The sequence below is a fragment of the Peptoniphilus phoceensis genome, assembly GCF_001517665.2.
GTDB classification, from domain to species: Bacteria; Bacillota; Clostridia; order Tissierellales; family Peptoniphilaceae; genus Peptoniphilus_A; species Peptoniphilus_A timonensis.
In genome coordinates this window covers 668,183-693,706 of sequence record NZ_LN999809.1, presented here as the reverse complement: position 1 = coordinate 693,706, position 25,524 = coordinate 668,183, and the positions used below count along the sequence as shown (strand labels likewise).

At 30.1% G+C, this 25,524-nt stretch carries 24 protein-coding genes; 23 read left to right on the top strand and 1 reads right to left on the bottom strand.

Going from position 1 to position 25,524, the window contains the following annotated elements; translation table 11 throughout:
* The first annotated feature begins 1 nt into the window (after nucleotide 1).
* From BN3657_RS07510 to tsaD, 16 genes are all read left to right on the top strand, one after another.
* Nucleotides 2-634, top strand: a complete 633-nt coding sequence (locus tag BN3657_RS07510) for a site-2 protease family protein (protein ID WP_019138462.1) — start codon at nucleotides 2-4, stop codon at nucleotides 632-634.
* On the top strand, nucleotides 613-1,359 hold the full coding sequence (locus tag BN3657_RS07505) for a segregation and condensation protein A (RefSeq protein WP_062552415.1): 747 nt from the start codon (nucleotides 613-615) through the stop codon (nucleotides 1,357-1,359). The genes BN3657_RS07510 and BN3657_RS07505 overlap by 22 nt, the downstream gene beginning before the upstream one ends.
* Nucleotides 1,328-1,855 (top strand): SMC-Scp complex subunit ScpB, encoded by a 528-nt coding sequence (gene scpB / locus BN3657_RS07500; protein WP_062552414.1) that lies wholly within the window; start codon nucleotides 1,328-1,330, stop codon nucleotides 1,853-1,855. The genes BN3657_RS07505 and scpB overlap by 32 nt, the downstream gene beginning before the upstream one ends.
* Entirely contained in the window at nucleotides 1,852-2,559 is a 708-nt protein-coding gene (locus tag BN3657_RS07495; RefSeq protein WP_062552413.1) for a pseudouridine synthase, read from the top strand. Before scpB ends, BN3657_RS07495 begins: the two co-directional genes overlap by 4 nt.
* Nucleotides 2,556-3,110, top strand: a complete 555-nt coding sequence (locus BN3657_RS07490) for a tRNA (mnm(5)s(2)U34)-methyltransferase (RefSeq protein ID WP_062552412.1) — start codon at nucleotides 2,556-2,558, stop codon at nucleotides 3,108-3,110. The genes BN3657_RS07495 and BN3657_RS07490 overlap by 4 nt, the downstream gene beginning before the upstream one ends.
* Nucleotides 3,107-4,297 carry a BaiN/RdsA family NAD(P)/FAD-dependent oxidoreductase gene (locus tag BN3657_RS07485; RefSeq protein ID WP_062552411.1) on the top strand — a complete coding sequence of 397 codons (1,191 nt, stop codon included), beginning with the start codon at nucleotides 3,107-3,109 and terminating at the stop codon, nucleotides 4,295-4,297. Before BN3657_RS07490 ends, BN3657_RS07485 begins: the two co-directional genes overlap by 4 nt.
* 89 nt (nucleotides 4,298-4,386) lie before the next feature.
* Nucleotides 4,387-5,007: a (d)CMP kinase gene (gene cmk / locus BN3657_RS07480; protein ID WP_062552410.1), complete on the top strand. Its 621-nt coding sequence runs from the start codon at nucleotides 4,387-4,389 to the stop codon at nucleotides 5,005-5,007.
* 3 nt (nucleotides 5,008-5,010) lie between these two features.
* Entirely contained in the window at nucleotides 5,011-5,601 is a 591-nt protein-coding gene (locus tag BN3657_RS07475; RefSeq protein WP_062552409.1) for a lysophospholipid acyltransferase family protein, read from the top strand.
* A complete protein-coding gene (locus tag BN3657_RS07470) occupies nucleotides 5,586-7,670 on the top strand; it encodes a bifunctional 4-hydroxy-3-methylbut-2-enyl diphosphate reductase/30S ribosomal protein S1 (protein WP_062552408.1) in 2,085 nt (694 codons plus the stop codon). Before BN3657_RS07475 ends, BN3657_RS07470 begins: the two co-directional genes overlap by 16 nt.
* 197 nt (nucleotides 7,671-7,867) lie before the next feature.
* Nucleotides 7,868-8,473, top strand: coding sequence for a hypothetical protein (locus BN3657_RS07465; RefSeq protein ID WP_062552407.1), 606 nt, complete (start codon nucleotides 7,868-7,870; stop codon nucleotides 8,471-8,473).
* Nucleotides 8,464-10,707, top strand: a complete 2,244-nt coding sequence (locus BN3657_RS07460; protein ID WP_062552406.1) for a DUF3160 domain-containing protein — start codon at nucleotides 8,464-8,466, stop codon at nucleotides 10,705-10,707. Before BN3657_RS07465 ends, BN3657_RS07460 begins: the two co-directional genes overlap by 10 nt.
* Nucleotides 10,708-10,790: 83 nt before the next feature.
* Nucleotides 10,791-11,324, top strand: coding sequence for a nitroreductase family protein (locus BN3657_RS07455; RefSeq protein WP_062552405.1), 534 nt, complete (start codon nucleotides 10,791-10,793; stop codon nucleotides 11,322-11,324).
* On the top strand, nucleotides 11,308-11,766 hold the full coding sequence (tsaE, locus tag BN3657_RS07450) for a tRNA (adenosine(37)-N6)-threonylcarbamoyltransferase complex ATPase subunit type 1 TsaE (protein ID WP_062552404.1): 459 nt from the start codon (nucleotides 11,308-11,310) through the stop codon (nucleotides 11,764-11,766). The genes BN3657_RS07455 and tsaE overlap by 17 nt, the downstream gene beginning before the upstream one ends.
* Nucleotides 11,747-12,421: a tRNA (adenosine(37)-N6)-threonylcarbamoyltransferase complex dimerization subunit type 1 TsaB gene (gene tsaB / locus BN3657_RS07445; RefSeq protein ID WP_062552403.1), complete on the top strand. Its 675-nt coding sequence runs from the start codon at nucleotides 11,747-11,749 to the stop codon at nucleotides 12,419-12,421. Before tsaE ends, tsaB begins: the two co-directional genes overlap by 20 nt.
* On the top strand, nucleotides 12,393-12,827 hold the full coding sequence (gene rimI, locus BN3657_RS07440) for a ribosomal protein S18-alanine N-acetyltransferase (protein ID WP_019138448.1): 435 nt from the start codon (nucleotides 12,393-12,395) through the stop codon (nucleotides 12,825-12,827). The genes tsaB and rimI overlap by 29 nt, the downstream gene beginning before the upstream one ends.
* Before the next feature lie 4 nt (nucleotides 12,828-12,831).
* Complete coding sequence (tsaD, locus tag BN3657_RS07435) at nucleotides 12,832-13,830, top strand: tRNA (adenosine(37)-N6)-threonylcarbamoyltransferase complex transferase subunit TsaD (RefSeq protein ID WP_019138447.1); 999 nt, start codon at nucleotides 12,832-12,834, stop codon at nucleotides 13,828-13,830.
* Between the two features lie 110 nt (nucleotides 13,831-13,940).
* Here the strand turns inward: tsaD and BN3657_RS07430 are convergent, their stop codons facing one another.
* A complete protein-coding gene (locus BN3657_RS07430) occupies nucleotides 13,941-15,458 on the bottom strand; it encodes an oleate hydratase (RefSeq protein WP_062552402.1) in 1,518 nt (505 codons plus the stop codon).
* A gap of 98 nt (nucleotides 15,459-15,556) precedes the next feature.
* On the opposite strand from BN3657_RS07430, the gene BN3657_RS07425 reads away from it, so the two are divergent.
* The 7 genes from BN3657_RS07425 (at nucleotide 15,557) to purE (ending at nucleotide 25,519) form a co-directional block, all read left to right on the top strand.
* The gene (locus BN3657_RS07425) at nucleotides 15,557-18,448 is read left to right on the top strand and encodes an insulinase family protein (protein WP_062552401.1); all 2,892 of its coding nucleotides are present in this window, start codon (nucleotides 15,557-15,559) and stop codon (nucleotides 18,446-18,448) included.
* Between the two features lie 13 nt (nucleotides 18,449-18,461).
* A complete protein-coding gene (locus tag BN3657_RS07420) occupies nucleotides 18,462-19,241 on the top strand; it encodes an inositol monophosphatase family protein (protein WP_062552400.1) in 780 nt (259 codons plus the stop codon).
* A 167-nt stretch (nucleotides 19,242-19,408) separates the two neighbouring features.
* A complete protein-coding gene (locus tag BN3657_RS07415) occupies nucleotides 19,409-20,326 on the top strand; it encodes a Ppx/GppA phosphatase family protein (protein WP_062552399.1) in 918 nt (305 codons plus the stop codon).
* Nucleotides 20,304-22,454 carry a polyphosphate kinase 1 gene (gene ppk1 / locus BN3657_RS07410; protein WP_062552398.1) on the top strand — a complete coding sequence of 717 codons (2,151 nt, stop codon included), beginning with the start codon at nucleotides 20,304-20,306 and terminating at the stop codon, nucleotides 22,452-22,454. The genes BN3657_RS07415 and ppk1 overlap by 23 nt, the downstream gene beginning before the upstream one ends.
* Before the next feature lie 253 nt (nucleotides 22,455-22,707).
* Entirely contained in the window at nucleotides 22,708-23,886 is a 1,179-nt protein-coding gene (locus tag BN3657_RS07405; RefSeq protein WP_062552397.1) for a CAMP factor family pore-forming toxin, read from the top strand.
* A gap of 466 nt (nucleotides 23,887-24,352) precedes the next feature.
* Nucleotides 24,353-25,033, top strand: a complete 681-nt coding sequence (locus tag BN3657_RS07400; RefSeq protein ID WP_062552396.1) for a phosphoribosylaminoimidazolesuccinocarboxamide synthase — start codon at nucleotides 24,353-24,355, stop codon at nucleotides 25,031-25,033.
* A gap of 9 nt (nucleotides 25,034-25,042) precedes the next feature.
* Entirely contained in the window at nucleotides 25,043-25,519 is a 477-nt protein-coding gene (gene purE / locus BN3657_RS07395; RefSeq protein ID WP_062552395.1) for a 5-(carboxyamino)imidazole ribonucleotide mutase, read from the top strand.
* The last annotated feature ends 5 nt before the right edge of the window (nucleotides 25,520-25,524 follow it).

The following is a 25,524-nucleotide window of genomic DNA, read 5'->3' as shown; positions in this document are numbered from 1 at the left end:
GATGAAAAACTTAGAAATAGGATCAATTATAATTAATATAATTGCCCTAATGGTGGCGATTATTCCTCACGAGATAGCTCACGGTTATGTAGCATATCTCTGTGGAGATACAACTGCAAAAGATGATGGAAGGCTTAGTTTAAACCCACTAAATCATATTGACCCAGTGGGTTTAATTTCCATGATTATTTTTAGATTTGGATGGGCTAAGGCCGTTCCTATTAATCCCTATAGATTTAAGGGAAATAGAAAAGTTTCTTCTCTTTTAGTATCTCTTGCTGGAGTTTTTACAAATTTTGTTCTTGGATTTATTTCAGGAATAATTTTAGTCTATTTAAATTATAAATCATCAGCTCTAGTACCATTATTTTCATCAATTTTTTGGTACAATATTATGCTTGGTGTTTTTAATCTTGTACCCTTGCCACCTTTAGATGGTTCCAAGGTTTTGGCTACACTTTTGCCAGAAGAAATAGAATATAAATTTTATAAATACGAAAAGTATTTTTACTTTATTTTAGTTATTATGCTTTTTTCTGGAATAGTTGATAAATTTATTGGACCTATTATTTATGGAATAATTAATGGAATTATTTCAGTGGGAATTAATTTATGGAATACAATATTGTTTTAAAAACTTATGAAGGTCCAATGGATCTTCTTTTAGATTTAATAAAAGAAAATGAAATAGATATTTATGACATACCAATTTTTAAAATTACTGAAGAATTTTTAGAATATATTGAAAATATGAAAAAGCTAAATTTAACTCTAACTTCAGATTTTATTTTAATGGCGTCAACTTTATTAGAAATAAAATCAAAAATGCTCCTTCCAAAAAAAGAAGCCCTTGATGAAGAGGCCGAAGTGGAAGAAGATCCTAGACAAGATTTAGTTGAGAGCCTTTTGGAATATAAAAGATATAAGGAGGCTTCAGAAATTTTAAAAATTCAAGAAGAGTATGAATCCAAGTCTTTTTACAAGCTTAGGACAGAAATTTTTTCTATGAGTGAAATGGACTTTTTAAAGGATTCAAATGTTGATAAACTCTCCCTTGCATTTTTTAATATTTTAAAGAGGTATAAGGATAAGGAAGTTGTTGGCATTGAGAGAGAATACTTTAAAGTTGAAGATGCTACTAGAAAGATAAAACTTGCTCTTCACAAAAATAAAAATATTAAATTTAGCGATTTATTAGTGGATATAGTTTATAAAGTTGATGTAATCACATATTTTTTGGGAATGTTAGAACTTATTAAGAATGAATACATTTATGCAAATCAAAGTGATAATTTTGCAGATATTTTGATTAAAGAGAGAGAATATAATGGACAGGAACAGACTGAAATCAATAATTGAATCAATTCTTTTTATTTGGGGTGATCCAATAAGTATAGATGATTTGGCAAGCACTCTAGAACTGAGACGTGACTATACTAGAGAGATTTTATTAGAGATGAAAGAAAATTATAAAAATGAAACTTCAGGTCTTAGACTTAGAGAAGTTGATGGTAAATTTCAACTTGGAACAAAACAAGAAAATGAACCTTATTTAAAGAATTTAATTAAAGAAAAAAATGAAAAAAATCTTTCAAAGCCTGCTCTTGAAACTCTTTCTATAATTGCCTATAAACAACCAGTTACAAAACTTGAGGTTGAGGAATTAAGAGGAGTTAATTGCGACTCAACAATAAAGGGGCTTTTGGATTTTAACTTAATAGAAATTTCTGGAAAGCTAGATAGGATTGGTCACCCTAACTTATATTCCACAACTGAAAAATTTTTACAAAAATTTGGAATGGAAAACTTGGAAGAACTACCAGACCTTAAAGAATTAGAGGAGGAATCTAATTGAGATTACAAAAATACATGGCTCATTGTGGGGCTGCATCGAGAAGGAAGTGCGAGGAATTTATAAAAGATGGACTTGTTAAAGTAAATGATAAAATCGTGACAGAACTTGGCACTAAAATCGATCCAAATGTTGATAGAGTTTATCTAAATGGGAAAAGACTTACTTTAGAGGCTAAAAAAGTTTATATGATTTTGAATAAACCTATTGGCGTTGTCACAAGTGCTAATGATGAAAAAGATAGACAAACTGTAACAGATCTTGTACCAGATGATTACAGAGTCTATCCTGTGGGAAGACTTGACATAGATACAAGCGGTTTGGTTCTTTTAACAAATGATGGTGAACTAGCTAATATTATGATGCATCCAAGATATAAAATTGGAAAAAAATATATTGTGACTGTAGAAGGAAGGCCAAATGCACATGAACTTTCACTATTGAGAGAGGGACTAGACATTAGAGATTTAAAAACTTCTCCTGCAAATGTAAAAATTTTAAAATCTTTTAAACAAGATTCAATCCTAGAAATTGAAATTTTTGAAGGACAAAATCATCAAGTGAAGAGAATGTTTGACTATGTTGGTCACAAGGTAAAAAAATTAAAGAGGATTTCCATGGGTCAAATTGAACTTCTAGACTTAGAAGTTGGAAATTATAGATACCTCAATGAAAAAGAAGTAAAATATCTAAAGGGATTAAAATGATAGTAAAGGAAAAATATTTTGAGATAGTGGATGAGGTCCTATCTCATAATTTTTTAGGAAAAATTGCCGTCGATTGTACTCTTGGCAAGGGAAATGACACTTTAAAGCTTTTAAAAGCTGTTGGAGAAAGTGGCTTTGTTTATGGCTTTGACATTCAAGAAGAAGCAATAGAAAAGACAAAAGAATTGTTAAAAGATTATAAAAACTTTAAACTCTTTTTAGATTCTCATGAAAATATTGACAGGATAGAGAGCTTTGATCTTGCGATTTATAATCTTGGATTCTTACCAGGTTCTGATAAAAAAGTTACAACCCTAAGAGATTCCACTTTAAAATCCTTAAAAAAAGCAACAGATAAAATCAATGAAGCTGGAATTATTATTGTGGTTTCTTATCTTGGACATGTTAACTCTTTAGAAGAAAGAGAAGGAGTTGACGAATTTTTAAAAAGTTTGGACCAAAAGAAATTTAAAGTTGAAAAGAGAGAATTTTACAACCAAGCTCATAATCCTCCAATTGTCTATTTAATTGAAAAGAAGGTTTTAAAATGAAGATAGGAATAATTGGTGGAGGACCTGCTGGCATGATGTGTGCCATAAAAGCAGGAGAAAAACACGACGTTGTCCTCTTTGAAAAAAATGAAAAACTAGGAAAAAAATTATTTATAACTGGAAAGGGAAGATGTAATTTAACAAATTACACAGATGAAAAAGATTTTTTAAAAAATATCGTAAACAATAAATCTTTTATGTATTCTTCTATTTATTCTCTATCACCTTTTACAACTTATTATTATTTTGAAGAATTAGGGCTTCCTCTTAAAGTTGAGAGGGGAAATAGGGTTTTTCCAGCAAGTGACAAATCTTCAGACGTCATAAAAGCCTATGAGAAAAAATTAAAAGAACTTGGAATTGAAATAAAATTAAATACTGAAGTTAGATCCATAGAAAAAGATGGAGAAAGTTTTATAATAAATGGAAAAGAAAAATTCGACAAGATTGTAGTTGCAACTGGTGGCCTTTCATACAAGTTAACTGGTTCAACTGGAGATGGATATAGATTTGCAGAAAAATTTGGACACAAGATAGTGGAAGCAAGACCAGGACTTATTGCTATGAATTTAGCCAATAATTTTAATTTAGCAGGACTTAGCTTAAAAAACGTGGAACTCTTTGCAGAAAAAGATAAAAAAATTATTTCAAGAGAATTTGGCGAACTTTTATTTACCCACAGGGGAATTAGTGGACCAATTGTCCTTACAAGTTCAAGTAAACTCAATAGATTAAATAATTTTGAACTTTATCTTGATTTAAAACCAGCTCTGTCAATTGAAAAATTAGATAATAGAATTTTGAGAGATTTTAGTGAAAATCAAAATAAAAATATTGAAAATGTATTGAAGTTACTTCTTCCAAAAGATTTAATTTCTTATATTTTAGATGCTGCAAAAATTTATCCTGACAAAAAAGTAAATCAAATAACTAAAGAAGAAAGAGAAAATTTAATAAAAACTATTAAGAATTTTAAACTTATTTTTGATGGGTTTGATGACATTAACAGGGCCATAGTTACTAGTGGCGGCATTGATGTTAAAGATATTGATCCAAAAACAATGGAGTCAAAACTTGTTAAGGGGCTTTACTTTATTGGAGAGCTTCTTGATGTTGATGGACTAACTGGTGGATTTAATATTCAAATTGCAAATTCAACAGCTTACTCTTGTGGGATTAATTTATAATATCTTTACTTATTTTGAAAAATAAAATATAATGATAAAAGTCACTACAGTTCAATACAGGAAGTAGTGATTTTTTTTGGAGGTAAAAAATGAAAATTGCAATAGATGGACCAGCGGGATCTGGCAAAAGTTCTCTTGCAAAGGAAATTGCAAAAAGACTTGGGGTTCTATATATTGATACAGGAGCAATGTATAGGGCAATTACTCTCAAACTTTTAAATGAAGATGAAAGTGATTATGAAAAAATACTTAAAAATACTGAAATAAATTTTGATGGAGATAAAATATTTTTAGATGGAAAAGATGTCTCAAAGGAAATTAGAGAAAATGAAATTTCTAATAAGACTTCTGAAATGTCAAAAAAGAAAATCATTAGAGATTATCTTGTAAAAATGCAAAGAGAAATAGCAAATGACAGAGATGTTGTTATGGAAGGAAGAGATATTGGTTCTGTTGTATTAAAAGATGCTGAATATAAATTTTTCTTGACAGCAGATGTAGAGACTCGTGCTATGAGAAGATTTAAGCAATTAGAGGATAATAAGGCAAGTTTTGATGAAATCTTACAAGATTTAAAAAAGAGAGATTACAATGACTCCCACAGAGAAAATTCTCCTCTAATTAAAACTGATGATGCAATTTTAATTGACAGTACAGATTTAAATGCAGAAGAAACAATTGAAAAGATAATTTCTTATATTAAAAGGTGAGATATGTTTTATTTTACTGTAAAAAGTATTGTGGGATTTATTGCCAAACACATTTATAGGATTGAAGTTATAGGAAAAGAAAATATTCCGCAAGGCAATAAGAGACTTATAATTTGTGGAAATCACAAGAGCAATCTTGATCCTGTTGCCATATCTGCAGTTTTTGACAGACAAATTTTTTGGATGGCAAAGAAAGAACTTTTCCAAAATAAATTATTTGGAGGATTTTTGACAAAGCTTGGAGCTTTTCCCATTGATAGAGAGGGAAATGATCTTGCTGCAATAAAAAAATCTCTAAAAATCTTAAAAAGTGAAAATGTGCTTGGAATTTTTCCCGAAGGAACTAGAGTTAAGGAAATTGATTATACAAAGATAAAATCAGGTATTGCTCTTATTGCGCAAAAGACAAATTCAGAAGTTTTGCCAGTTTTTATAGAAGGAGATTATAAGCCTTTTAGAAAGACAAGAATTTATTTTAGAAAACCTGTAAAAATTAATAAAGAGATAAAATATTCTAATGAAGATTTAGAAAATATTTCTCAGGACATAATGAGAATTGTATATGGTGATGAAATAAAATGGAAATTATTGTAGCTGATAAATATGGATTTTGTGGTGGTGTAAAAAGAGCTGTTAAAATGGCTTTTAACAATGCAGAAGATGGAGTTTACTCCTATGGTGATCTTGTTCACAATGAAAAAATAGTAAATGACTTAAAAGATAAGGGCGTAAAAACTATTGATGATACAGATGTAGAAAATTCAAAAGTTATAATAAGAAGTCACGGAGTTCATAAAAGCATTTTAAAAGAGCTAGAAGAAAAAAATAACCAAATAATAAATTGTGTATGCCCTAAGGTAGAAAAAGTTTATAATATAGTAGATAATTTCTATAAAAAAGGTTATAATATAGTAATTATTGGGAATCAAGACCACCCAGAAGTGGTGGGAATAAATTCTCGATGCAATGATTCTGCAACAATAATTTCAGACTTGGAAGATATAAAAGTTCCTGAAGGAAAACTTGTCGTGGTCTCACAAACTACAAATAATGTAGATTTTTTCGAAAAAGCAATAAATATTATAAAAGATATTTCAAAAGATGAAGTTTTAGTTTATAATACTATATGTAATGCAACTTTCGAGAGACAAGAAAGTGTTAGGGATTTATCAAAAAAAGTTGACGCTATAATTGTTTTAGGCGGCAAGAAATCTTCTAACACAAAAAAACTTGCAGAAATTGCAAAATTAAATTGTAAAAATGTATTTTTAATTCAGTCCATTAGAGATATTGATTTAAATATATTTAAAAAATTTAATAAAATAGGTATTACCGCCGGAGCATCCACACCGGATTCGGTAATCAAGGAGGCTGTTAGTAGGATGGAAAATTTTGACAAAGGTGAGATGATGGAAGCCATTGATAATTCTTTTAAGAGAATTAGACGTGGTGAAGTAGTAACTGGAGAAGTTTTATATATAACTGATTCAGAAGTAATGGTAAATCTTGGATACAGATCAGATGGTATCATTTCAAGAGATGAACTTGCAGGAGGACCAGATGTAAATCCTCAAGATCTTTATGAACAAGGACAAGAAATCGACGTTTATGTTCTAAAGATGGATGATGGAGACGGCAATGTTGTTCTTTCAACAAAGAGAGTTGCTGACATGAAGGTTTGGGATGAAGTTGAAGAACTTTATAACAACAAGGAAAATATAACAGTAACTGTTAAGAACCAAGTAAAGGGCGGACTTACTGCAGATTACAGAGGACTTAATGCATTTATACCAGCATCTCATGTTTCTGTTAGATTCCAAAAAGATTTAAGCAAATTCATTGGAGAAGAATTCGAAACTGAAATTATCGACTTTGATAAGAGAAAGAGAAGAATTGTTCTTTCAAGAAAAAATGTACTTCAAGAAGAACTAGATAAGGTTCGTGACGAAGTATATGATAAGCTTCACGAAGGAGACATTATCGAAGGAACTGTACAAAGATTAACTAACTTTGGTGCATTCGTAGATGTTGGAGGAGTAGATGGACTTATCCATATCTCTGAACTTTCTTGGAATAGAGTTAAACACCCTTCAGATGTTGTAGCGCCTGGAGATGTAGTTAAAGTACAAGTTCTTAATGTAGATAAAGAAAAAAATAGAATTGCACTTGGACTAAAACAAACTATGGAAAAACCATGGGATGTATTTACAAAAGAAGTTAAAGTTGGAGATGTAGTTAAAGGTAAAGTAGTAAATCTTCTTGACTTTGGTGCTTTCGTAAGACTTGAACAAGGTGTTGATGGTCTACTTCACGTTTCTCAAATTTCAAGAGAACACGTTGAAAAACCTCAAGATAAACTTTCTATTGGCGAAGAAGTTACAGTTAAAGTAACTGATATTGATGAAGAAAATCAAAAAATTTCTCTTTCAATCAAGGCTCTAATTGAACCTGAAGAAAAAGACGAAGAAGAAGCTAAACCAAAAGAAAGAAAACCTAGAAGAGAAAGAAAAGCTCCTAAAAAAGAAAAGAAAATTGAAGAACCTAAACAAGATGACTTCAACATGACTATTGGAGAAATGCTAGGACTTAACTTCTCAGATGCAAATCTTGACGCTGATCTAATCGATGAAGATGCAACTGAAGAAAATACAGATAATGAATAATAATTCTTATTTAAATTTTAAATATAAAGAAATTCATCAAAGAATCTTTTGAAACTATAGAAAACTCAGGAAAATTTCCTGGGTTTTTTTGTTTTTATATTTTTAAATAGAGGTAAAAATTCGACTTATTTATATAAAAATTTTTAAAATAATACTTTATATAATTAAATAATTAAATTAAATGTTATAATTATCTTATGAAGTACATACTATTTTTACTTATTTTTTTAACAGCTTGCATGGGAGAAAAAGAAACTGTTTTAGATAGCGAAACTAGAGATAATATTTCTTTTGAAATTATTTCTTATGATAGAAAATTTGGAAGTGAATTAAAGATTAAAGATAAGGGCGAAGAATTCTTTATTGATGTAGATGATTTAAAGGCTTGGAAAGTTGATTTTGGCAATGTTGATGGAGGTGAGATGGAACTTGCACTTGGAGTTTATAAAAAAACTCCCTTTGATAAAAAGTTTGACAAGAGATGTTTTTTGTACAATATTGACTTTAAAAATGAAAAGTTGAAGCCAAAACTTAGAATTTCGAGATTATACAATCCCATTAAAGATTTTAATTTATGTGACATTGATGACGACACTTACGACGAAATAATTTCTATTGAAAAAAATATTGATGGAAATTTTCTATTTGCTGTCTATGATTGGACTAATTTTGCCGTTGAGAGAAATTATAGTAGCGCAGTCTTAAAGGATGAGCCAAAATTTCTAGACAAGGAGAAAAAAGTTGTAATAGATGGAATAGAAAGAGAATTATATTTAGAAGGAGATGAAATTAAATGGAAGTAAAGAAAAAGCTACTTATAAGTTCACTTTTGGCACTTACTCTTCTGTCAGCCTGTAAAAATGATAAGGGAGCTTTGCCAGAAAAAGAAGCTGCAAAGATTGAACTGCAGGATACTAAATTTTTAGACGAAATGGAAAATAAAACTACTTACATTGATTACAAGCTATCAGAATTCAAACCTAGCCTTGAAGATTATGAAATTGCGAAAGATTTTTCCAATGTAGAAAATTTTTCTAAATTTGGAAATTTTACTGAAAGCCAAAAAGAAATGCTATTAAGGAATTCTTTTGTGATTACTAAGCCAAAGAACTTAGAGGATAATGAATACTGGGAAGAGCCTTGGAATTATGAATTTGACCAAATCCACCAAATTTATGAAGATAACGAGTATACATATTTGTCAAGCTTTGTCACAACTGATTCAGTAACTCACATTTTTCACGTTTTTTATGATGGATTTTTGAGAAATTTGGAAAAAGATGAACTATATCCAAAATCTATTGAATTAAATAAAAATTTACTTGCAGAAAATATTGAACTTTTAAGCGAAATAAAAAATGAAAAATTAAAAGACATACAAATTAAAAATATTGCCTTTATAGCAACTGGCCTTAAGCTCTTGGGAATTGAACCAGAAAACTTACCTGAAGAAGCCAAGAAGATTTATGAAGAAGAGATAAAAAAGGCAAGCTCAGAAGAAATTGCTTCTTCAGCTATCACTGGAAGGGACGTAGATTTTTCACAACTTAAACCAAGAGGTCACTACACTAGAAGTGAAGAACTGAAGAAATATTTTATGGGTACAATGTATTTTGGTCAAGTTGGCTTATTTATTGAAAATGATGGAAAAGCTGATGAAGACAGTATCTTGCAAGGACTACTTCTTACTCATTCAATTTATAAAAATCCTGAAATTTTAAAGACTTGGGAAGATTTAGTTGAACCAATTGACTTTATGGTGGAATCTGCTGATGATCTTTCTATAAGAGAATATGCCAGGACACTTTATGGAGTTTATGGAAAAGATTTTGACATAAATAAGTTAGATGATGAGAAAAAATTAAATAGTGCCTATGAACTTTTAAAAGAATATCCAGATCCACAAGTTGCAGGTTTTATGGGTAAGTCCTTTAGATTTATGCCACAAAGAGCAGTTATGGATAGCGTATTAATGCAAAATGTCGTTGACCTTGCAAGTGAGGCTAAGCCATCTGATAGACCAATTTATTCTGGACTAGACCTAATGACTGCCTTTGGAAATGAAAAAGCCTGGGAAATTCAAAAGGAAGACCCTTACAATTCTCACTGGGATAAGTACCAAGAGAGAACAGAAGAAAATATTTCAACTGTGAAAAAAATGGAAGACTTAGATTGGCAAAAGAATATGTATCGCGGCTGGCTATGGATGCTAAAGTCCTATGACCAAAAATTTGGCGAAGGCTATCCAACCTTTATGAAAAATGAGGCTTGGGAAAGAAAGGATTTAGTATCTGCTCTTGGTTCCTTTGCAGAGTTAAAACACGACACAGTCCTATATGGCAAGGCTCTCATGGCAGAAATGGGTGGTGGAGGAGATATGGAAATTCCAAAATCCTATGTTGAACCAAATGTTGAGCTTTACGAAAAATTAAATTGGCTACTTGAATTTACAAAAGTTAATTTAAAGGATCGCCAAATGTTAAGTGAAAAATATGAAGAAAAAATAAATAACTTCCAAGCCATGGTTATTAAATTTAGAGATATTTCTATAAAGGAACTTCAAAATGAGCCACTGACAAAAGATGAAATATTTGACTTGTTATGTATTGGTGGAGAAATGGAAAGGATAATGGTTGACTTCGTTGAGTCATCTGATGAAAATAATATTTCTTATTGGTATGAAATCCAAAATGCAACTGACAGGAGGATGCCAGTAGTAGTTGACCTAATGAGAGTAGTAGAGAACAATTTGAGTCTTCCAGAAGGAGACATATCTCACATTGGAACAGGTAAACCAATAGAAATTTTTGTAATCTATCCTCACCAAGATAAGCTTTATATGGGTAGGGGAGCGACTTTCTCTTATTATGAATTTTTAAACAAAGAAAGGCTTACTGATGAAGATTGGCAAAAGATGGTTTACGATGAAGAAATAGATTTTCCAACTTGGTACAAGGACCTTGTGACAGAAGAAAAGAAAGCTATAGAAATTGATAGATATGGACCAGATTATGAAGAAAGCATGTATAAAGAATAGTTAAAGAGGGCTAGTCCCTCTTTTTTCTTTTTAAATTTTTAAATTTGAAATTACTATGTGTTATAATATTTTGAGGTGATAATATGCTTTTAGATTTAGTTGAAAAGAGAAGAAGTATAAGAAAATTTACTGATGAAAAAGTTTCTGAAGAAGACTTAAAGGAAATTTTAACTATTGCACTTCATGCCCCAACGGCAAAAAACAGAAACCCAGTTAGATATATTGTGATAAGAGATAAAAAAAGATTAGAAGATCTTTCTAATTTTAAAATAAATAGTGCCAAGTTCTTGGCTGGCGCTGATGTGGCTATTGCCATAGTAACAGATAGTGAGATTGCACCAAACACAAACCATCAAGATGCATCTATTGCTGCAACATATATTTTACTTGCAGCAGCTGACTTAGATTTTGGGGCAACTTGGGCGAATGTGACAGATTCCAAACACGAAAGTGGAATCTCTGCTCAAGAATTTTTGCACAAATTCTTTGATCTTGAAGATAAATTTGATGTTGAATGTATAATTGGCCTTGGTCATCCAGCTGAAGAAAAATCAGAAAAAGTTCCCTTTGACTATTCTGAAAATGTATTTGAGGATTTACATGATAAACTTAAATAATTTAGAAGAAACTAAAAAATTTGGAATCTTTCTTGGAGAAAATTTAAGACCAGGTGATGTCTTGTGTCTTAATGGAGATCTAGGAGCAGGAAAGACCACACTTACAAAGTCCATTGCCAAGGGACTTGGCATAGATGATTATGTAACAAGTCCAACTTTTACAATTGTCAATGAATATTATGGGGATATAAATTTATATCACATAGATACTTATAGACTTGATGATAAAATTGATGTAGAATATCTTGGCTTTGATGAATATTTTTATTCTGATGGAGTGACTATTGTGGAATGGGCTGATAAAATTAGAGATGCTCTGCCAGAGGAATATATGGAAATTAATATAAGTTCTAAGGACGATAAGAGAATACTGGATATAAACTACCTTGGAAATAGATTTGATGATATTAAGGAGAAATTAGATGAAAGTTTTGGGAATTGATACTTCCACAAAGACAACTTCAGTTGGCTTAATTGAAGATGAAGAAGTTCTAGCAGAATACAATTTAAGAGGCCTAGTTTCTCATTCTGAATCGGTTACAGATATGATTGAAGAAATTTTTAAAAAGTTTGATTTTAATCTAGAGGATTTAGATTTAATAGCTGTTGGAATTGGACCTGGGTCTTTTACAGGATTAAGAATTGGAATAACAATAGCAAAGGTATTGGCATTTTCTCTAGACAAGGATTTAATTGGAGTGTCTTCTCTTGTGGCAAATGGAATGTCTGATTATGGAAACGTTGCAACTATAATTGATGCAAGACGAGGCAATGTCTATGCGTCAATTATAAATAATGAGGAAAATCCAGAAGTTTTATTTGAAGATTCTTTGCTTCCTTTTGAGAAATTTAAGGAAGAATTAAATAAATACGATGAAATAACTATTGCTGGTTTAGATGCAGAAAAATATGTTGATGAAATAAAAAATGCAAAATTATCTAAAAATAAAGGCATGAGAGGAATAAATATTGCCAAATTGGGCTTAATTGAATTTAAAAATAAAGGACCAATGGATATATTTAGTCTTGTACCAAATTATTTAAAACTTTCACAAGCTGAGGCTCAATATGATAAAAAGAACGAGACTAGCAAATAAGAATGATATTGAAAAAATTCATGAAATAGAAGTTGAAAGTTTCGAAAATCCATGGTCAAAGAAATCTATTGAAAATGCCATTGTTAATGATGAACTTTCAGATATTTTGCTTGTTGATGTGGATGAAGATTTGGCAGGCTACATTTCTTTTATGAAAATTTATGATGAAATTCATATAGGAAATGTTGCTGTTGCAAAAAAATTTCGAGGGCAAAATATTGGAAATGACCTCTTTGAGGGACTTATAAAAATTGCTGAAAAAGAAAATTTTAAGATGACCCTAGAAGTTGAAAAAACCAATGAGGTAGCCTTTAATCTTTATAAAAAACATGATTTTGAAATTGTAGGAGAAAGAAAAAATTATTACGGCTTAAATAGGGATGCTTATATAATGTGGAGGGAGTGATGAGATGAAAGTATTGGCAGTGGAATCTTCTTGTGATGAAACTTCTGTTGCAGTGGTAGAAGATGGCAGAAAAGTTTTTTCAAATGTAATTGCATCACAAATTGATACTCATAAAAAATTTGGAGGAGTAGTTCCAGAGATTGCATCGAGACAACACGTTGAGGCCATAAATACAGTCTTAAAAGAAGGACTTGATGAAGCGGGAGTTTCTTTAAAAGATATAGATATTATTGCAGCTACTAAGGGGCCTGGTCTTATTGGAGCTCTTTTAGTTGGACTAAGTGCTGGAAAGACTCTTGCTCTTGCGACAAATAAACCCTTTGTTGGAGTAAATCACATTGTAGGTCATGTGTGTGCAAATTATATTTCTTTTAAAGACTTAGAGCCGCCTTTTATAGGCTTAATTATTTCTGGTGGACACACATATTTAATTGAGGTAAAAGATTATGTTGACTTTACTCTTCATGGGAGGACAGTTGATGATGCAGTGGGAGAAGCTTTTGACAAAGTTGCAAGATCCATGGGCATTGGTTATCCAGGTGGTCCTATAGTAGATAAACTTGCAAGAGAAGGCAAAGAAACAATAGATTTTCCTAGAGTTATGATAAAAGAAGATAACTATAATTTTTCTTTTTCTGGACTCAAAACTGCAGTCTTAAATTATTTAAATTCAACAAAACTTCGTGGAGAAGAGATAATTATAGAAGATGTTTGTAAATCTTTTCAAGAAGCTGTCGTTGATGTACTTCTTGAAAAATCTTTTAGATTGGCAAGAGAAAAAAATATGGACAAAATTGTCTTGTGCGGTGGAGTTTCTGCAAATTCTAGGATAAGAGAGGCCTTTGAAGAAAAGGGAAAAGAAGAAAATGTGAAGATTTTTTATCCAGAATTAAAACTTTGCACAGATAATGCAGCCATGATTGCATCGGCTGCTTACTATGAATATATATCTGGCAAAGTTGAAAAAGAAAATTTTGCAAATCCAAATTTGGGATTAGAATAGTTTTATATTTTTTTAGACAAAAATCAAATGGGATAAATTTTATAAATTCAAAAGAAAAAGAAGTGTCAAGATGCACTTCTTTTTCTTTTGATTAAATTTTAGTAATAAAATTATAAACTATTTATAAATTTCAAAATTTCCATTTTTGAAATACTTTTTTCATGAACTTCTAGATGTTCAATGCCCATAATATCGTGGGCATTTTTTAAGCCTTCTTGAATTAATTTTTCTACTGAATATAGTTCTCCAAAGTCAGAAATTTTTGAAGAAAGGAAAAACAAATTAGATATTTGATTTACATTTCTCTTGTAAACTTCTCCAGGAATTTTTTTGTAATTTTCTAAAATTGAAATAGAAACATTTTTAAGATTAAATCTTAAATCTGCATATTTATCTTCTAGTCCAAATAACTTAATTAGTTCAAAAAAAAAGTCTTCACCATTTAAGGCTTTAAATACATCTCCCACAAAAATTGAATTTTTGCTTGGATTTAGTATTTTTAAAATTATATTCTTGTCCAAAATTTTAACAGAAATACCAGATTTTATTTTAAAAATAAAGAAGTCAGAATCTCTTAAATCTTTTCTCAGATTATTTATAAAAATAGAATCCTTAAATTCGAAGTTAACATATAAAATTGATGAATCAGATGTCTTTCCTTGGATTTCCCTGTAAATATTTTGCCCAATAATTTTTTCCTTTGAATAATAGCTGTTTAAAATATTTTTTGGAAGTTCTTTAATGTTTCCAAGGGATAGATTATCTAAAAAAGTTGGCGATTCTATAGAAATTATATCTTTTAAATCAGTGTAAACTTCTTCTATTTGCTCATCTTTTTCAAAGACAAGTTTATCCACATAGGACTTGGAAGAAGAAAACTCTATAAACTTATAGCCATCTAAAAAGTTAACACCTTCTTTTGCAAGATAGTCGCGAAGTTTTTTATAAATCTTATCTGCATCAAGATTAAAATAATCACGAGACCCTATATAATCTAAGAGGGCTTCCTTTAGTTCAAAGACGGGACTTTTGGATTTTAGATTGTAAATATTTGCCAAGTAATAATATAAATTAGAAGTCAAAAAATCTGAAAAAAGAAAATATCTTTCTATGCTAGATCCGTCGTCAAAGTCTAGGGGAGATAAAAGAAGTTTGTAGAGTTTTTTCTTACTCATCTCGTCTAGGTCCTTTATTTTTGAAGTTGATGCTAGAGACAAATCCAAAATTTTTGGATTTTCTTTTTTTGCAATTTTTTCTGTAATTTCTAAAAATTCTTCTTCACTTGTTATATTTTTTAAAATCTCAAGAGTGTTTTTAAGATTAAATTCTGAAAATCTATTGTCAAAGCTAATATAATTGTTTTCGCCTTCAGTAATTTTTGTGAATTCATTAAAGTGTTTTGTGTAGATATTTATATTTTTTGAATCTAAGTTTGCATGATTGATGAGCCCGTAAGCAAGGGCCAAATTGCCAAAACCATCTCCCAAGAGATAAGCAAGAGAGTTTTCGTCACGATTTGGCATGAGGACTTTTACCTCATCATCTGAAACTTTTTTTGCAGCAAATATTGCAGCAGAAATTGTCGCAGCTGCAAGAGCTAATTTTTTGATGTCATCTTTTTTTGACATAAACTCACCTCATAAAGCTTTTACCCAAAATAAGATCTCTTAATTCTAATTTGTTAAAATGTTTTTTAACAAGTATAATGATGAGTGGAGGGATTAATGTGAATAATTATGAATTAATCGAAGAAAAATATATAGACGAGGTTGCATCAAATTGCAAAGTCTATACTCATATAAAGACAGGAGCAAGAGTCTTAACTCTTGAAAACAATGATGACAATAAGGCCTTTGGTATAGGTTTTAGAACTCCACCAGAAATCGGAAATGGAGTTTGTCATATTGTGGAACACTGTGTTCTTTCAGGTTCTAGAAAATTTAGGACTAAAGAGCCTTTTATGGATCTTATTAAGTCATCTCTACAAACTTTTTTAAATGCTATGACTTTTCCTGACAAGACAATTTATCCAGTATCAAGTAGGAATGAAAAAGACTTTTACAACTTAATGGATGTTTATCTTGATGCTGTTTTTTATCCAAGTATTTATGAGGAAGAAAAAATATTTTTTCAAGAAGGCTGGCATTATGAATTAAAGGATAAAAATGATGATTTAAAATACAATGGCGTAGTTTACAATGAAATGAAGGGAGTTTATTCTTCTTCTGAAAATATTGTGTCTGATGCCATGGTATTTGCTCTTCACGAAGATTCAAGCTATGGTGTTGATTCTGGTGGAGATCCAAAGTTAATTCCTAGTTTAACTTATGAAGAATTTAAAAATTATCATAAGAAGTACTATCATCCATCAAACTCTTACATTTATCTTTATGGTAATCAAAATATGGAAGAAGCATTAGATTTTATAGATAAAAATTATTTGTCTGACTTTGATAAAAAAGATATAAATTCTAAAATTATTTTAAATGAAGACCTAAAGGAAACTAAGGATGTTGATATTACTTTTTCTGCCTCAAAAGAAGAAATGAAAGATGATATAGACTATCTTTCTAAGGGATGGACTATTGGATATGCAGATTCTAAGGTGGATGTATTTATGAGAGATTTCTTGGCAGAACTTTTAATTGATGCCCAAGGAGGACCACTTAAAAAGGCAATTTTCGATGAAGGACTTGCTGAAGATGTTTATGCAGAAACTTCATCATCTTTACCTCTTGATTTATCCATAGTTTTAAAAAATACAGATGCCAATAAAAAAGACGAATTTTTAAAAGTTTTACAAGATACTTTAAAAGATTTAGTTGAAAATGGCATTGATAGAGATTTACTTGAAGCAACTTTAAATAAATTTGAATTTATATTTAGAGAAGGTGGAGGAACTCAAAAAGCCATAATTTATTATATTAGGGCTCTTAACTCTTGGTTATATGATGAGTCACCTCTTGACGCTCTTTATTACAATGATGTTTTAAAAATAGTTAAAGAAAATTTCGATGATAATTTTGTGGAAAATTATATTAAAGAAAAATTAATTGACAATCCTTACTCTGTAAACTTGTCCGCAAGACCTGAGTTAAATAAAAATGACACAGAAGAAAAAGAATTAAAGGAAAAACTTCAAGATTTAAAAGCAAAAATGTCTGATAAAGAAATTGATGAAATAGTAAAAAAATCAAAAGATCTTGAAGAATATCAAAGTGCAGATGATTCTTTGGAGGATAAGGCAACTATTCCTGCTCTAGAACTTTCAGATATTGATGAAAGTGTAACTGACTATGAACTTGAAAAAGATAAAATTGATGATGTTATTTATTTAAAATCTAATCAAGAAACAAATGGAATAGTCTACACAACACTTTCTCATGATATTTCTTTTGTAGAGAAAGATGATATTGAATTAATGTCACTATTATTGTCTTTGATTGGTCTTATTGATACAAAGAACTATTCCTATGAAGAATTAAATAACGAAATTTATAAGGCAACTGGAGGAATTTCATTTAATCCAAGCCTTTATGTGGACTCCAAGGACAAGGAAAAGTATGTCCTTAGGATGAATATCAAGATGAAAGCAACTTCAGATAAGTTGGAAAGAGGCCTAGAAATTATTGAAGAAATTATGAATAATTCTATTCTTAATTCCAAAAAAAGAATTAAGGAACTTCTAAATATACTGAAGTCTAGAGTTGAATCTACGATGTTACAAAATGGACACCAATTTATAATTTCTATTTTAAAATCATATTATTCAAGGGTAGCAGATATTCAATCCCACATTGGTGGTTTAGACTATTATTATTTTATGAGAGATTTAGTTGAAAATTTTGATGAAAAGTGGGATGATTTTGAAAAATCTGCAGAAAGAATTTACAAAAATCTTTTTGTAAGAGACAATTTAATTATTTCAGCCGCTGGTAATCTTGAAGATTTAAATAAAATTAAAAAGGAACTAAAGAAATATATTGATTCTTTAGAAATAAAAAATATAAAACAAGCTGAATATAATTTTACTAAAGATAATAAAAATCAAGGATTATACACGACTTCAAATGTTGTCTACGCCTCAAAGGGATATGATTTGGAAGACTTGGGCATAAAATACACTGGTGACTTGACGGTTCTTGCTAATATTTTAAATTCCTCTTACCTTCACAATGAAATCAGAGCAAAGGGTGGAGCTTATGGAGCAGGAATAACTATTGGAAGAAATGGTGACATGGCAACTTATTCTTATAGAGATCCTAATCTAAAAAATTCTTTGAAAGTCTATGACAGTATTGGAACTTTTGTAGAAAAGTTAAAGCTTTCTGATGAAGATTTAAAGAATTTCATTATCGGGTCTATGAATGCCTTTGATCCACTTCTTTCTCCAGAACAAGTTGGAGATATTAATCTTTCAAGATTTATTACAGGCTTGACAAGAGAAGACCTTGAAAAATCAAAAAAAGAAGCTCTAGAAACAAGCTTAGAAAAATTAAATTCCTATGGCAAAGTCTTTGATGAAGCCATGAAGAAAAATTATCTTGCAGCCTTTGGTAGTGAAAGTATTATTAGAGATGGAGAAGATTTATTTAAAGAAATAAAATCTATTAAATAAATTGGAGGATTTTATGATAAATTATACAGAAATTTTAATAGAAGTTGAAAAATTAATGGAAGAAGCTTCTAAAATTTTCTTTGATTTAGATCCAAAAAACAACTATGAAATGAAGGGGAAAAATGACTTTGTGACAGAAGTCGATTTTAAGGTGCAAGAATTTTTAGAGAAAGAGCTTTTAGAAGTAATCAAAGAATCGAATCTTTTGGCAGAGGAAAAAGAAAAATCAAAAGAGGATATAGCTGAGTATACTTGGGTTCTTGATCCTGTGGATGGAACTACTAATTTGGTCCATGGTTTTGATCATTCTGTTATTAGTCTCGCTCTTTTAGAAAATTCTAAAATTGTTATAGGGGCAGTGTATGATCCTTTTAAAGATGAGTTTTTCTCTGCAATTCTTGGTGAAGGTGCTAAATTAAATGGTAAAGAAATAAGTGTTTCAAAAGAAAAAGAATTAGCCAACTCCTTAATTGGAGTTGGAACTGGTGGTGGAAGACTTAATAGAGTTGATGAAACTTTTGATATGCTTAGATTTGTTTATGAAAACACAAATGGAATAAGAAGAATAGGTTCTGCTGCACTAGAAATGTGTTATTCAGCTTGTGGCAGATATGATGCTTTTATTGAAGATGGTCTAAATCTTTGGGACTATGCTGCAGGATCTTTAATAGTAAGAGAAGCAGGTGGTCTAGTTATAAATATGCATGGAGAAGATCTTGCATGCCAAAGACAGGGAGGAATAATCTCTGGAAATAAATATATGGTTGAAAAATTAAAGAGATTTGTTTATTAAATATTAAAGGCAGGATGTAAGAAGATATCCTGCTTTTTTAAAAATTTTGGAATTAATTTGAAATTTTAAGAAATATTACATATTATAAATTAAAAATTTACAAGAAATTTACAAAGGAAGTTTAAGATTATTTAGAGAGTTTTTTTTAGAAAGGGTGAGTTTGATTTATGAGACACGCAATAGTTGATATAGGCTCAAATACCATTAGACTAATTGTCTTTGATATTTTTGATAATAGCAGTGAATTTAAAAAAGTTTTGAACAAGAAATACACTGCAGGTCTTATTACTTATGTTCACGATGGTGAACTATCTAGAAAAGGAATAAAAAAACTTATTAAGACACTTCAAAGTATAAAAAATATTGTACTAGAACTCAAAGTAGATACTTTTTCACCTTTTGCAACAGCATCTCTAAGAAATTTAGAAAATACTGAAGAAGTTTTAGAGATGGTAAAAAATGATTTAGATATTGATATTGATGTATTAGAACAGGTGGAAGAAGCCTTTCTAGGAAATATTGGTATTAGAAGTGAATTAAAAGTTGATTCTGGAGTTTCCATTGATATTGGTGGTGCCAGTACAGAAGTTGTTTATTTTGAAGAAGATGGACCTTGCGAATTTATTAATTTGAATACAGGTTCACTACTACTTTTTAGAGAAAATGTAAGCATGGTTTTGCCGAAAAAAAGTGAGATTCGTGCAATAAAAAAATCAGTTATTCGTGAAATTAATTCTTCCCATTTTTCCAAAAAAGCTAACAAATTAATAGGAATTGGTGGCACCATTAGAACCACTGGAAAGGTAATTGCAGATCTTTGGGGAGAAGATGAAAAACACTTTACCCTAAAAGATATTTACAAGTTACTAGATTTGATAAAAGATAAAAACACAGATACTATTAGGTCCATTATTAGTACTAATCCTGCCAGAATTCACACTCTTATTCCAGGTATTATTATATTAAAAACTCTTATGGAAGAACTTGAAATTAGTGAAATTGAAGTTTCTGGCAATGGTCTTAGAGAAGGTTATTTAATTTATAAAGTATTGGAAGGTAATAATGAAATCACATTTTCAAAATAGGGAAATATCCTGGCTTAGATTTAATGAACGTGTACTTTTAGAGGCAACTGAAGAAGATGTTCCAGATCTTGAAAAATTAAAATTTATAAGTATTTTTGTTTCCAACCTTGATGAATTTTTTATGGTTAGAGTTGGGTCTTTGCACGATTTATCTCTTTTAAGGAAAGAAGTTATTGATAACAAGACTGGTATGAATGCTCAGGAGCAAATTGATGCAATATTAAAAAGTTTGCCAGAAATGTATAGAGAAAAGGACGAAATTTTCAAAAAAGTAAGTGAAAGTTTAGAAAAGTCGAGTATTAAAAAAGTAAAATATAATGAATTGGATAAGGAACAAAAAGAGTTTGTAGAAGATTTTTATTTGACAAGGATTGATCAACTTGTTTCTCCTCAAATTGTCGATATTAATCATCCCTTTCCTTTTTTAGAAAATACAAAACTCTATGCCTTTGCTCAATTGCAAAAAAATAAAGAAAAAGTTTTTGGAATTGTTCCTGTGAGAAAAACTTATCCAAAATATTTAATTCTTCCAGGCGAAAAGCTTGAATATATTTTGATGGAAGAAATAATTTTAAATAAAATTGAAGAAATCTTTGAAGATTATGAAATTTTATCAAAAAATATTATAAAAGTTACTAGAAATACAGACTTTGTAGACGATAGGGATACTTGGGAAGAATTTGATGATTACACTGAATACATGAAGAGTATTCTAAAAAAGAGGAAAAGATTAAATGTTGTAAGACTTGAATCTGAATATAAACTTTCAAAAGCATCACTTAACTTTTTGCTCGATAAATTGGAATTAACTGAAAAATCATATTTTTCATGTGATTCACCCTTAAATATGAAATATGTTTTTTCTTTAATTGGAGATATTCCAAAGGCAATAAAAAGCAAGCTCTTGTATAAGGAATTGTTGCAATATAATCCAGCTGAATTTACTACAAGTGTAACTAATGATATAAGAAAAAAAGACAGGCTTTTATCCTATCCTTACGAAAGCATGGATACCTTTATAAGTTTGTTAAAAGAAGCTGCCAATGATCCAGAGTGCAGGTCAATAAAAATTACAATTTATAGACTTGCAGAAAATTCTAAAGTTGTAAGATACTTAACTGAAGCTGCTCAAAATGGCAAAGAGGTAACAGTTTTTGTAGAGATAAAGGCTAGATTTGATGAAGAATCAAATATTAAATATGCAAATATTCTCTATGAAGAAGGTTGTAATATTATTTATGGTTTCAATAAGTATAAGATGCACTCAAAAATCTGTCTTATAACTTATAAAGATTCAAAAACAGGAAATTTAAATTACATCACTCAAATTGGGACAGGAAACTACAATGAATCCACAGCAAAACAATATACTGACTTTTCTCTAATGACAGCAAATTCTGAAATTGGTTTAGATGCAACTGACTTTTTTAAGAATATGTCCATTGGCAACTTAGATGGAAAATATAAGTATCTCTTACAATCACCAACTACATTAAAATCTGGACTTATGCATCTTGTGGAAAGAGAAATTAAAAAAGGAGAAAAGGGCTATATTCTTTGCAAATTTAATTCTCTCACAGATAAAGATTTTATAGAAAAATTTATTGAAGCTTCACAAAAGGGAGTAAAGGTAGATTTAATTATTAGAGGAATTTCTTGCCTTTTACCTGAAATCAAAGATCAAAGTGAAAATATTAGAATTAGGTCTATAGTTGGAAGATTTTTAGAGCATCCTAGAGTCTATGTTTTTGGAAAAGATGAAAAGGACATGTATATCTCTTCGGCTGATTTGATGACTAGAAATACAGAAAAAAGAGTCGAAATAGCCACTCCAATTTTAGATGAAGATATTAAAAATAGGCTTTTAGATTACCTAGAAGTTCAACTGAAGGACAATATTGGTGCAAGGATTATGAATAGTTCTGGTCAATATGAAAAAATTGGAGTAGAAGAAAAGAAAATATCCTCTCAAAACTATTTTATAGAAGAAGCGGAAGAAAATACTATTTGTGCAAGAAATAAAGTAGAGAATAATAAAAAAGAAATACAAGACAAAAACCATAAGCAGGAGAGAAGTATAGAAGAGAAATATTCTCTTTTGGATAAACTAAAAAAACTTTTCAGATAAGAAGAAGTATAATATAATATTATGATATAAAAATACATTTCTTTAGATAAACAAATCTTGTTTGTTAAAGGAATGTATTTACATTAAGTAAAAATAAATGAATTAACTTTACAAATAGTAGCGTGAGATGTATACTTAAAGCGTAGTAAATGATAAGAGCACCATGTAAATTAAATAATTCATATAAATTAATATATCATTTACCAACATAAGTTTATTTCAAAATAGATTAAATAATAGGGGGTAATTATTTATGAAAGCTAAGAAAAAATTAGTAGGAATATTGGCAGTTACAATGTTAACTAATGCTGCAATGCCTGTAGTTTATGCAGCAAATGAAACAGAAGATGTTATTGCGCCTGTTCAATATTTAGCGCAAGAAAGAGCTGCCGATGAAGCAAATGCTAAATTAGATTACTTAGGTGACTTAATTGAAGGTCTTGAAAAAATTGCTGGAGATTTAACGGGATCAGAATTAGGTTGGTTAAAAGAATTAAAAAATGCTTTTGACTTTATTAGCAAAATCATGGACAAGGGAATTGGATCTATAGCGGAACTTAGAACGAAGATTATTCCAAGACTTGATTTACTGATTAATGTTGCAGAAACAATTACTGCTGATGCTACCGAATTGGTTGATAGTGAACAACAAGCACACGTAATTGTAGGATTTTCTGTAACACGTGCTTTATTAAAAGCAACTGATCTTTTTGAAACTGCTGACGGTCTAAATAAAGCTTCAGAAGATTTAACTGCTGCCTTAGATAGAGCTAGACAAGTTCCAAAACAAACAGAAGATTCTGTAAGAACTCACTACAATTTAGATAAATTAAATAGAGCTATTAACAATGCTAAAAATATTAGAAATAGAGAATTACGCAACAAATTAGATCCTACTCAACTTGCTGAAGTAGACATGGTGATTAGAAAAGCTGATGATGTAAGAAGAAACAATAGAGCAACAGTTAAAGAAGTAGAAGAAGCAACTCAAGAACTTAATGCTAAAATTGAAGAAGCTTATGCAGCTATACCTGAAGGTGAAAGGGCAGCTAACAACAGCACAAAACTTCAATTAGAAAAAGATATCCAAATTGCAAAAAATTTACGTGACTTTAAATTAAAGGGAAATGTTGATTCTTCTGTTATTAAAGAACTTAATAGAGAAATTGCAATGGCAAATAGGGTTCTAAAAAATAATAGATCAACAGTTAATCAAGTGTTAGAAGCTGACAAAGCAATTGTAGAATCTACAAATGTCAGTAAGGATGCTTTAAATGCTAAAGAAGAAACAGAAGCTTCAGTTGAAGAAGAAACTGAAACACCAGTTGTGGAAGAAGAAACTGAAATTGAAGATATTGAAGTTGAAGAAAATGAAACTTTAAATGATGAAGTTGAAAATTTTGATGAAGGATTAGTAGAAGTTGTAGAATAATATTATTAATTAAAAATTCACAAAAAAAGAATTTTAAATGTATGTATTTTTTAATATATAGCAATATAAAATCTCTTTTCAAAAAAAGGCTCAGGATATATTCTTTGAGTCTTTTTTAGTTCTAATAAATTTGTTTTTATTAAAACTAAAAAGTGAACTTATAAATTTTTACAAGTAAAATTTTATTATAATTTTTTAGAAAAAATTAGTTGAAAAAATTAACTTATTTCTTATAAAAAAATTTGATTAGATAATCTTGACAATTTTTATCTAAGTTGATAAGATTTAATTGTATGAGAGCTCATATCATGAGTGAAAGTGTGCCTAGGGATCCGGGCTTTGCCAAGGACCGAGCGGTACTGGTACTTTTTTATTAAAGTATCACACCTTAGGGAAAAAAGCCCAGAGGGGTAGGTTTTACAAAAATCTGCCTCTTTGGGCTTTATTTAATTTACTGGAGGAAATTATGAAGACTATTTACCAAGGAAAAACTAAGAATGTTTTAGAAGAAGACGGAAGATGTTACCTTAAATTTAAGGATGACATGACAGGAACTGACGGAGTTTTTGATACTGGTGGAAACCAAGTAGCTGGTAGTATTGAAGGTGCAGGAAAAGAGTGCTTAAAGGTTACAAAATACTTCTTTGAAAAGATCAATGAAGCTGGAATTAACACTCACTATGTTTCTGCTGATGTTGATAATAATTTAATGGAAGTAAAAAGAGCAAGTGTATTTGGCAAGGGTCTTGAAGTTATAACAAGATTTAAGGCTGTTGGATCTTTCTATAGAAGATATGGTCTTTATGTAGAAGAAGGTGCTGACCTTCCAGAATATACTGAAATCACTCTAAAAGATGATGATAGAGATGATCCACTTATTACTAAAGAAGGACTTGTTGCCCTAGGAATTTTAAAAGCTGAAGAATACGATACAATCGTAGAAATGAACAAAAAAATTGCAAATATTGTTAAAGATATTTTAGCTGAAAATGGTCTAGACCTTTATGATATTAAATTTGAATATGGAAGACTTGAAGGTTCTGACGAAATCGTATTAATAGACGAAGTTAGTGGTGGAAACATGAGAGCCTATAAAGATGGAGAATATGTAAAACCACTTGATGTTTCAAAATATTTAAATATTTAAGGAGTAAAAATGAGAGTATCAATTATAATGGGTTCAATTTCTGACAGAGAAATTGCAGATAAAATTGTTGCAAAATTAATGGAATTTGGAATTGAATATGAAGCCAAAGTAATTTCTGCTCACAGAGCCTTAAAAGAATTACAAGAATATGTGACAAGTGCACAAGAAGAAAGCCAAGTATTTATCTCAATAGCAGGAAAAGCTGCTCACCTTGGTGGTGTAATCGCAGCTCTAACTACAAGACCTGTAATTGGAGTTCCTGTTAAGAGTTCAACTCTTGATGGACTTGATGCACTTCTTTCTACTGTTCAAATGCCAAGTGGGGTACCAGTTGCCACAGTTGCTATTAATGGTGGAGAAAATGCTGCAATTCTAGCAGCAGAAATTCTAGCAATTTCCGATGATGATTTAAAGGAAAAGCTAAAACAATTTAGGTCTGATATGTCAGAAAAAATTGCAAACACCGAATATATTTACGAAGGATAAAAGGA